Genomic DNA, 10,284 nt, shown 5'->3' with positions numbered 1-10,284 from the left:
CCCCTCCCCCTCAGGCGATCTCGTAGCGGAAGTCGGCCGGGACGGGCCGCTCGTTGCCGATGAGCATGATCAGCAGGGGGGACTCGCCCGTCCCGTCGAGGCCGAGTTCCTCGATGTACGAGATGTTGTCGAAGCCCAGGGCCACCCCGCAGCCCAGGTCCATCGCGGCCGAGGCGGTGTACACGGCCTGGGACACGGCCCCGATGGTCGCGCCGACCAGGCGGTACCCCCGGTCGCCCACCGCGTCGAGGACCGCCGTGGTCCGCATGGCCGGCACGAGCACGGCCCCCGCCTGCTCCAGGTTGTAGTTGGCCAGGAAGTAGTTCTGCTGGAGGAAGGCACCGGGGCGCCCCTCCTTCACCGGCCGCAGGGCGCCCGCGTCGGGGTCGTAGGCGTAGCTGCCAGGGGCGAGCCCCTCGACGTGGTTGGCGAACACGTACAGCCGCGCAAGCGATGCGTCTTCGGCGCCGCGGGTGTCGCCGCCGAGCCGGGACGCGGACGTGGCGGCGGCCAGGCACGCCGTCAACTGGTCGAGAGAGAGCGGCCGTTGAGCGTCGAAGCGGCCGAAGCTGCTGCGCCGGTGGCGCAGCGCGGTGCGGACATCCGCATGCAGGGGGCGCGGCGCGGGCAGCCGGACCTCGTCCGACTCCGCGCGCGGCGGCTCCACGGCGGCCTGGGCCAGCGCGGCGGCGGTGGGACGGTCGGCGGCGCGCCGGGAGGTCGCGGCCTGCATGCCGGCCACCGCCTCGAAGGTGAGGACGGTGCGGGACCGCTCGACGTCGAAGCGGCGCACCGAGGCGCCGACGGGCGCGGCCGCCTTCGGCGTGCCCTTCCACCGCAGCGGCACGACGGCGAAGACGCCCTCCTCCACGGACCGTACGCACAGGAGGCGGGCGAGCCGCTCCTCGTCGAACCACAGGGCCGGTTCGATCTCGAGTCCCCGGGCGCGGGCCCACATCCGCCAGGTCTGGAGGACGGTCCCGATGTCCATGCTCACGGCGTGGAAGGAGAAGCTGTTGTACTTGAAGGCGTTCTGCCAGTACTTGACGCCGAGGACCAGGTACTGGTCCGTGAGGTCCGGCCCCGGCGCCCCCTGGCCGAGCGCCGCGCGCACCTCGCCGGTGACGTCACCGGTCAGCAGGCGCTGCATCGCGTGGTGGCGGGTCGCGTAGTAGTGCACACCGGGCGCCACGGGACCGCTCGCGCCGGACACCCAGTAGACGCTGACCGGGTAGAGCCCACCGCCGGAGGCGGTGCCCCGGGACCAGTTGGCGAGCGGGTACGAGGGCAGGGCGCTCAGGTCCGTGTTGGCCTGGACGCCGAGGCGGCGACCGGTGAGTCCGTAGGAGTCACGGAGCATGCCGGAGAGCGCGGGGAGGTCGAACGGGCCTGCCTCGACGGGGGGTTCGGCGAGTCCGAGGCCGGCGTCGAGGGCGGCCTCGGCCGGGTAGTCGCCGTCGGGCAGGGGAAGGCGGTCGGCGCCCGGGTAGAACTTCGTCTTCCGCGGGGCGTCGGCCCAGTTCGGGACGTGGTCGGCCGGGGGCATCGGGACCCGGCCGCGCCGCATGATGGCGGCGGCGTAGTCGTGGGCGTACCCCATGGGGGACTCCTTCGGGTGCGGCGGCAGCGGTCGACTCATGGGAAGGGGTGGGGAGCGGGGTTGAAGTCCCCAGGAACCAGGTCGTGTTCGCGCAGGCCCGCCTCCCGGAGCGCGGTGCGCAGCCTCGGCATCCCGAGCGCGCGCTGACGCGTGTGGCCGAAGTCGATCGGCAGCAGACCCGGCACGAGAACGCTCACGGTGGTCAGACCGAGGCGCCGCTGCTCGGGCATGGTCTGGTCGACGACGATCGTGTCGAACCCGGCGTCGGCGACCGCGTCCACGCACACCTGGAGGTCCTCGCGCAGGTCGGCGGAGACGGGCAGCACCCGGCCGTCCCCGTACACCTCGGCGAACGAGCGCTTGGGCGGACGGGGCGCGCCCGGCTCCCCGAGCAGGAAGTGGGCGTGGTCGCCCATCTCCGGGATGCCGTACGCCAGCGGGTGGTCGTGCAGGGCCGCCACCTTGTCGAAGTCGTACGCCATGGCCCGCAGCCGCTCCTCGTCGCGTTCGGTGCGGCCCTGGAGGTTGACGGCGTCCGTGGCGATCTCGCAGAGGGCGCCCGCGAGCGCGGCCTCCGGGTCGAGTCCTGCGCCCGCGCCGAAGCACATCCGGCCGAGCCCGCCGTCGGGGCGTACGGCGACGCCGGTGACGACCGGGACGGGGAACGTGATCCGGGTGTCGAAGAAGCGGGCCTCGTAGCCGTACATCGCCAGCCGGTCGACCATGTGCCGGGTCGCGCGCCGGGTGCTGGTGCGCGGGTCGATCTCGGGCAGTGCGACCCGCCCGTACCAGGCGAGCAGGAAGGCGTCCCGTTCGACGACCTCCATCAGGCCGAAGTAGACGGCCTCCTCCAGACTCCCGCCGGAGGCACAGCCGTTGGAGGACTCCTGCACGAAGCGGTTCTCCAGGCCGGGTGCGTGATAGTACGTCAGAACTTCGGGCACGAGGACGGGTTCGCGGTCGCGCAGCGAATAGCCCCACACCCAGGGGATGGTGCGGTCGGGGGTGAAGGGCCGCACCCGGGGGTTGGCCCGGTGGAAGGCCTCCGAGTAGAGCCCGCACCGGCGCGGGTCGAGGGCGGGGACGCCGCGCGCGGTGAGCCCGTCGAGCGAGTCGCGGACCCCGGCCCGCTTGGCCCGGGCGCGCATACCGGCGTACCGCTCGAGTCCCTCCAGGACTCCGATGCGGACGCTCTCGGCGAAGGTGTCGGCGTGGCCGCCCCAGAAGGTCTCGCGCAGGTACTCCCCCGAGCGCATCGAGAAGCAGCCGATGGTGGCGGAGGTGGAGAGCGAGGCGACGTCCTGGACCACGGAGGGTCCGAGCGACCCGCAGACGGGGTTGGCGTACGGCTCGACGGGCAGCTCGTAGGCGCCGATGTCGCGGACCCGGAAGCTCCCGGGGCGGTGCTTGGGCGCGGGCCGCAGGTCGAGGACCGCGCGGGCCGCGGTGTCCTCCTCGACCTGGCCGCACGCGGGACACTCGGGGTCGGGTACGAGCGGGTAGTGGCGGATCTTCAGGGTCATCAGGTCGACCAGGTGGACGGCGGGGAAGACCGGTTCGCCGGGGCCGCCGCCGGCGAGCCGGGCGGCGATCAGACCCGCGATCGCGTCGCCGGCGAAGGGGGTGACGTACGGGGATTCCCCGGCCGCGCGGGTGCCGGAGCCGAGCTCGAGCGCCTCGCGCAGGGCGACGGAGCGGACGGCCTGCCAGCGGCGCTCCAGGCAGGAGGCGCAGGCCGGCCGGCCGTCGGGGCCGTCGGGGAAGGGACCGACGACGGCCTGCCGTCCGTAGAAGCGGACCGGAACACCGGTGACCGCCGTCCCGCCGCCGTTTCCGTCGCCGCTCCGGAAGGCGTCACGTACGCCGATCGGCGCCACCTCCACGGCCTGCTCCGGGCGGCCGTGGCCCTGGAGCGTGCGCCGGACGAGCCGCGCCAACTCCCGGGCGGACGGCGCCCACACCTCTTCGGGCGCGGTGGTGTCAGCGGTGGGCATCGGCGGCGCCGCCCTCGGTGGTCGTCGGCACGGTGACCAGGACGCGCGCCGTGCTCACGCCGCAGGCCGCGAGGTCGGCCGGGGTGGTCGCCACGTACAGCACGTCCCGTCCGGCCGTCCGCAGCCGGTCCAGTACGGCGTCGAAGGTGGTGGCCGCGCCCTCCGCCGGGCGCTCGGTCTTGTCGGTGACGGCGATCGTCGCCGGGGCGAGGTCGGTGACGAGCGGAAGACCGAGGTCGGCGTCCTCGGCGGGGTCCGCCGAGGGGTCCGCCGCGAGCTGGGCGCGGCCCAGGAGGTCGCGCAGGGCGTCGCAGGCAGCGTCCCGGCGGGAGAGGCCCGCGCCGACGGCCCAGCGGGCGCCGTCCGTCGCGCCTGTCTCACGGGCAAGCACCGCGTACGCCGAGGAGCGCTCGTCCTCGCCGAGGTCGAGGAGCTCCACGGTGACGCCGAGGTTGGCGGCGGACCGGACGAGGAACACCAGCTCGGGGTCGTCCGCTCCGACCGGGTCGGTGTCCGCGGCCGGGAGCGCCACGGGCGTCACCCGGGTGTCCCCGCGTACCGCCCGTACCAGCGCGTCGTGCGCCAGCGCCGACAACAGCCCCCGGCCCGCCGCCTCCTGGGCCGTCGCTCCCGCGCCGGCGCCCGCGCCGGTCGCCAGGTGCGCGCGGTCCCGGTTGGCGGCCCCGAAGGGGCGTACGGCCGCCTCGGGGACGTACACGCTCTCCTTGGTGGGCAGCGAGGTGGCGCTCGCCCACGCCGTGACGCCTTCGGCGCCCGTACCCGTACCGCCGCCGGTGGTCAGCGCGTCGGGCAGCAGGCGGACGGCTGACGCCCCGGCCTCCTGCCCGGCGGCCTCGGGCACGGCGACATGCTCGGCGTACGCTTCCGCCGCCGCGTACAGGGCCCGGGTCCGGGCGCCCGCCAGGTGGTGCACGTCGAAGGCCGCGATGCGGCGGCGCACGCCGTGGCCGAGGGCGAGTTCCAGGAGGCTGATCTTCAGCGGGGTCTGGGTGAGGTCCTCGTCCTCGTAACGGCGGAAGATCCCGGTGTGCGGGCGGACGAGCGCGGAGTTGAGGGTGTTCAGACGGTCGACCTCGGCCTCGGCCTCGCGCGCGGTCGTCACGCTCGCGGTCTCGGGCAGCGCCAGCATGGCGGGCACGGCCTCGCGTTCCCGGCCGCCGGCGGCCGAACCTGCGTGCGCGAGCGTGGCGCAGCGGCGGCAGCGCGGGTGCGGGTGGAGCGGCTCGGCGACGACGTCGAGGGACGCGAGGTCCTGGAGGAGCACCTGCCCCGCGGTCTCGGCGGGCAGGGCGCCGGTGGTGAGGCGGAACACCTCGTACCCGAGCAGGTTCCCGGTCATCGCGGCCACCGGTCCGGTCAGCAGCCCTCCATCCGCGGTGGACGCGGTGGACGCGCCGGCCACCTCCGCCCACAGCTCGGCGGCGGCCGCCGCGTCCGTGTTCGCGCCGAGCCGGAGCACGGCGCAGGACCAGCAGCCGGTGGAGGAGGCGGTCGCGAGCGGCCCGACGACGGAGCGTTCGCCGAAGGTCCAGGCCGGGAGGAGCGTACGGCCCTGGGGCACGCCGGAGTCGAGCAGCCGGTGGACCCGGCCCGCGGCGCCCTCGCCGGTGACGATCACGACGTCGTAGTCGGCCAGGTCCGCCCAGTCGGCGTCGGGCGCGAGGCGCTCGATCCGTACGGGGCAGCCGCGCGTTCCCGCCTCGGCCGCCTCCTCCGTGACCTCCGGGAAGTCCTGGCCGACGCCGATGTGGGCGCAGCCGTTGCGGACCAGGCTGAGCGCGCACCAGCGGGCGGTCTCGTCGCCGCCGAGCACGGCCACGCGCGTGTGCCGGAAGCGCGCGAAGCGGGCCGGGGCGCCTTCGACGTAGTGGTCGACGTACGCGATCTGGGCCGCGAACTCCCGCAGGACGGCCTCGGCGTCCGGGTCCGCGCCGAGGTCGGTCCCGGGGCCCCCGGTCTCCGTCTCGGGTACGTCGCGGGCGAACGAACGCTCGTAGAGGGTGCCCACCAGGACGGCGGCCATGGCTCGTTGGGCGGGACCGAAGCCCGTGCACAGCTCACCGAGCGTGTGACCGCCCGTCAGGTGCGGGGCCACGAGGGAGGCGAAGCGGTACGCCGTCTTGCCGGTGAGATGGAAGCCGCCGTCGGCGTTGTGGAAGAGGACGCCGCCGGGCGTCTCGGTGAAGAGGACGTCGCGGCGGATGCGGGGACGGGTCCCGGCGAGCGCGTCGAACGCCGCGTCGGGGGCGGGCGCGGGCCGGGGGGCGCCGCCGGGAGCGGACGCCGTGCCAGCCATCTCAGCCTCAGCCTCAGCCATGTGCGTCACACCTTCTCTGTCGGTCGCGTACGTGCGGCGGCGGTACGTTCAGCAGGACGTTCGGGGTTGCGATCGGGGGCGCGTTCGGCGCTGCGCCGCGCGTATCTGCGCAGCAGGTCGTGCATCCGGTACGGGCCGGGCGGCCCCGCCTCCAGGAGGCCGGAGTCCGCGAGCCGCTCCAGCGTCGCCTCGGCCTCCTCGATGCCCCGGCAGTCCTCGGCGCGGAACTCCGGGGGCAGGGCGCCGAGCCGGCCGAAGACCTCGGCCAGGCGCGGGTCGAGTCGGCCGATCGCGCCGGTGAGGACCCGGTCCACGGACATGTCCGGGGAGTCCGGCAGCGCGAGCCGGGCGACGGGGTCGCCCGCGAGCCAGTCGGCGCCGTCGGCGAGCCGCAGCTCGGGCCGGGTGAGCAGGCGGGCGGCCGCGATGCGCAGGGCGAGGGGGAAGTGCCCGCACAGCGCGGCCAGTCGGTGGACGGCTTCCGGTTCGGCGTCGGCGCGCTCGGGGCCGAGGACGGTGTGCAGGAGCCGGTGGGACTCCTCGGGGGCGAAGACCGAGAGCCGGTGGACCCAGCCGCCGTGGGTGGCGATGAGTCCGGCGAGCCCCATGCGGCTGGTGACGACGGCGGCTCCGCCGGGGCCGACGGGCAGGAGCGGGCGTACCTGCTCGGCGTCGGTCACGTCGTCCAGGACCAGCAGCGCGCGGTCCTCGGGGCGCCGGTCGCGCAGGGCCGCCGCGACCTCGGCCGCGACCTCGCCCGTGGGGCGGGGCGCGCCGTGCGGGTCGGTCATGCGGACCAGGAGGCGGCCGCCGGGGAAGGCGTCCCGCACCAGGTGGGCGACGTGGGCGGCGAGCGCCGACTTGCCGATGCCGGGCGCGCCGGAGACCAGGACGGTCACCGCCTCGTCGCGCGGCTCGGTGAGCCGGGCCGTCATGGCGGCGACCTCGGCGGCGCGGCCGGTGAAGGAGGGGACCACGGGGACGGGCGCGACGAGCGGCGGCCCGGGTTCGGCGGCGAGCGCCGGGGCCGTGAGCGCGAGGCGTGCGGGCGCGGCCGGGGCGGACCGGGCCGGGCCGAGGTCGTCGCCGCGCAGGATGGCCAGTTCCAGCCTGCGGAGCGCCGGGGAAGGGTCCACGCCCAGTTCGTCGAGGAGGTACTCCTTGATCCGCCGGTACTCGGCCAGCGCCTCGGCCTGCCGCCCGGTCCGGTACAGGGCCTCGATCAGCTGCTCGTGGAAGCGCTCGTAACCGGGGTGGGCGCGGGTGACGTCCCACAGGTCGACGAGCGCGTCGCCGCAGCGGTCGAGAACGAGGTACAGGTCGCAGACGCGTTCCACGGCGCGCAGGCGTTCCTCGACCAGGCGTGGCACGACGTCGCGGTGGAGCACGTCGGAGCGCACGTTGGCGAGCGGGGCCCCCTGCCAGAGCGACAGGGCGTCCTTGAGCAGGTGCAGTTCGGCCTCGGGGTCGTGCTCGGCGGAGGCCCGCCCGACCTGGTCGCGGAAGGCGATCAGGTCGAGGGTGCGCGGGCCCGCGCCGATGCGGTAGCCGCCGGGTACGGCTTCGATCGGGGTCTGGGTCACGCCGTGCTTGACGAAGAGCCGGCGCAGGCGCATGACACAGGTCTGGAGGGCGGCCTTGGCGGTGGCGGGCTGTTCCTCGCCCCAGATGGCCTGCTGGAGGTAGTCGGCCGAGACGACCCCGTTGGCGTGGAGCAGCAGCGCCGCGAGGAGGTTGGTGGGGCGGGACGGCGCAAGGACGACGGTCTCGGCACCGTCCGCGAGGCTGAGCGGCCCGAGCAGCTGGAACCGCATGGCGGCGCCGCCTAGTCCCAGCCGTTGACCAGCTTGCACACCGGCGGCGGAGCGACGGCGAAGGGCAACGAGGCGGCGAAGGCCTCCCACTCGGCGCAGAGCGCGGCAACGGCCTCGTCCGGGGTGTGCGGGAACCCGGTGGCGGGGACGTGCGGGGCGGCAGGCGGAGGCGGCCCGACGGGATCGGCGGCGGCCGTTCCGGCCGACAGGGTGAGCGCGCCGAGCGTCAGGGCGAGCGCCGCGGCGGTTCTCGCCCACGTGCCGGGCTTCTTCTTACACGGATGTGCGTCCATGGATCCCCCTGGCCTGGTGGTGGATTCCCCGCCTCGCCGGAGCGGATCCGGCGGTCCCGACGATGCCAGCGGACCCGGCCGGATGGAGCGCCCCGGCGTGACAGCAAGCTGACGCGCCCTGTCAGCTTGGTGCCACATCCGTAGGGAGGGCGCCCCACCAGCGAAGAAGGTCCGTACCAAGCCAGGACCAGCCCCGGACCAAGCCAGGACCAGGCCCGGACCAATTCCCGGCCGAAGTCCCGACCCGCCCCCGCCCTCACCCCACCTCCGCCCCCGCGGGACTGTCGTCGAGGAATCCGCCCGACTGGTGCTGCCAGAGCTTCGCGTAGGCGCCGCCGGTGGCGAGCAGCTCCTGGTGGGTGCCCTGTTCGATGATCTGCCCCCGGTCGAGGACGACGAGGCGGTCCATGGTGGCGACCGTGCTGAGCCGGTGCGCCACGACGAGCGCCGTCCGTCCCTCCATGAGCCGCCACAGGGCGTCCTGGACGAGGATCTCGCTCTCGGAGTCGAGGGCGCTGGTCGCCTCGTCGAGCAGCAGGATCGGCGCGTCCCGGAGGATCGCCCGGGCGAGGGCGACCCGCTGGCGCTGGCCGCCGGAGAGCTTCACCCCGCGCTCGCCGACCATCGTGTCGAAGCCGTCGGGCAGCGCGTCGGCGAACTCGGTGACGTGCGCCGCCTCGGCCGCCCGACGGATCTCCGCCTCGGTCGCGTCGGGCCGGGCGAAGGCGATGTTGTCCCGGAGCGAGCGGTGGAACATGGCCGGGTCCTGCGGTACGTAGGAGATCTGGCCGCGCAGTTCGGTCTGGCGCAGCCGGCTGATGTCCTGTCCGCCGATCAGGATCCGTCCGTCGTCGATGTCCGTCATCCGGAGCAACAGCCGGGTGAGCGAGGTCTTGCCGCCGCCGGAGCGGCCGACCAGACCGAACTTCGCCCCGCTGGGCACGGTCAGGTCGAGCCCCTTGAAGAGCGGCTCGGCGCCCGCGTGGGAGAAGGTGACCCGCTCGAACCGCACGTCGGCGGTCCGGCCGACCACTGCTTCCGGGGCGGGCGGGTCGAGCACGGTGGGCGGGTCCAGGAGCAGTTCGGTGAACTGCGCCGCTTCCGTCATCGAGCTTTCGAGTCGCCGGTAGATCTGGTTGAACTCGAACATGATCCGGGTGGCGTTGGCGTAGTACGTGAAGGCCACGATGACCGCCTCCACGCCGAGCTGTCCCCCTCCGAGCGTGAGTGCGAGCAGCAGCCCGAGGACGTTGGTGAGGACGGACATCGGCGCGACGAGGGTGTCGATGCGCAGGTTGCCGTAGTCCCAGGAGCGCAGCGTGAGGCGGCGCGACTCCGCGACCCGCGAGCGGTGTTCGGCGGCCTCGCGTTCCTCGGCGGCGAAGGACCGGACGGTGTCCATGTTCATCAGGCTGTCGGCGACGTGCCCGGAGACCCGGGCGATGGCCTGCTCCCGCTGGGCGACGAGGGCCTGCCGGCGCCGGATCAGGGGTGCCACGCCCACCGCCGTGACCAGGATCATCGTCAGCAGCCCGACGACGAGCAGCGGGTCGTACTGCCAGAGCACCACGGACGCGAACGCCAGCGGGACGAGGCTGCCCATGACCGAGAAGGTCAGTGTGTCGACGAACTCCTCGAAGCGGGAGGCGAAGCTGAGGACCCGCTTGGTGAGCGAGCCGGCGAAGTTGTCGTGGAAGAACGAGGCGTCCTTGGCGAAGAGTTCACCCATTCCGACGACGTACAGGTGCTCGATGCCCCGGGCGTCGAGGCGGTTCAGGCAGTGCAGCCCGACGCGCCACAGCGCCTCGGAGAGCAGCAGGACACCGGCGAAGGTGAGGACGTACGGCAGCATCGGGCCGACCGCGAGGGCGGCGCCGCCGTCGCCGGCGATCCGGCCGACGAGCTTGGCGACGACCAGCGGCGCGATGTACTGGATGCCGACGTTGCCGAGCGCGGGCAGCAGCATCGCGGGCAGGGTCATCCATCGGAGACGGGCCAGTTCCCGTCCGTAGTGGCGGAGGGCGAGGAGGACGGAACCCCTGCTCGGGGCTCCTTCGGACGATTGATGTGATCCCATCACAAGCCTGTACTTTCGGGCCGTCGGGTGAGCCAGAAAGTCTTCCGTGCCGACCCCCGCCCGGTCCAAGCGTTTTTTGAACCTTCGGCTACGCAGAGCGACTTGATGACGCATAGCTGATATCCGCTCACGGAACTTGCGGCATGATGGTTCCTCAGGTCTTCTGCG

Annotated in this window: 6 protein-coding genes; all 6 read right to left on the bottom strand. The window is 74.1% G+C overall.

What is annotated here, in order from left to right; translation table 11 throughout:
* Positions 1-10: 10 nt before the first annotated feature.
* The 6 genes from AB0F56_RS01715 to AB0F56_RS01690 all read right to left on the bottom strand — a co-directional run bounded on the left by AB0F56_RS01715 (position 11) and on the right by AB0F56_RS01690 (position 10,116).
* Positions 11-1,600, bottom strand: coding sequence for a nitroreductase family protein (locus AB0F56_RS01715; protein ID WP_362002855.1), 1,590 nt, complete (start codon positions 1,598-1,600; stop codon positions 11-13).
* A 35-nt stretch (positions 1,601-1,635) separates the two neighbouring features.
* Positions 1,636-3,594, bottom strand: coding sequence for a TOMM precursor leader peptide-binding protein (locus tag AB0F56_RS01710; protein WP_362002853.1), 1,959 nt, complete (start codon positions 3,592-3,594; stop codon positions 1,636-1,638).
* On the bottom strand, positions 3,581-5,911 hold the full coding sequence (locus AB0F56_RS01705) for a TOMM precursor leader peptide-binding protein (RefSeq protein ID WP_362003207.1): 2,331 nt from the start codon (positions 5,909-5,911) through the stop codon (positions 3,581-3,583). Before AB0F56_RS01705 ends, AB0F56_RS01710 begins: the two co-directional genes overlap by 14 nt.
* A 26-nt stretch (positions 5,912-5,937) precedes the next feature.
* Positions 5,938-7,746, bottom strand: coding sequence for a BTAD domain-containing putative transcriptional regulator (locus AB0F56_RS01700; protein WP_362002852.1), 1,809 nt, complete (start codon positions 7,744-7,746; stop codon positions 5,938-5,940).
* Between the two features lie 11 nt (positions 7,747-7,757).
* Entirely contained in the window at positions 7,758-8,039 is a 282-nt protein-coding gene (locus tag AB0F56_RS01695) for a hypothetical protein (RefSeq protein ID WP_362002851.1), read from the bottom strand.
* A gap of 256 nt (positions 8,040-8,295) precedes the next feature.
* On the bottom strand, positions 8,296-10,116 hold the full coding sequence (locus tag AB0F56_RS01690) for an ABC transporter ATP-binding protein (RefSeq protein ID WP_362002849.1): 1,821 nt from the start codon (positions 10,114-10,116) through the stop codon (positions 8,296-8,298).
* Positions 10,117-10,284: the final 168 nt, after the last annotated feature.

The organism is Streptomyces sp. NPDC026092 (assembly GCF_040638605.1).
Taxonomy (GTDB): Bacteria; Actinomycetota; Actinomycetes; order Streptomycetales; family Streptomycetaceae; genus Streptomyces.
This window is presented reverse-complemented; position numbering and strand designations above follow the sequence as displayed.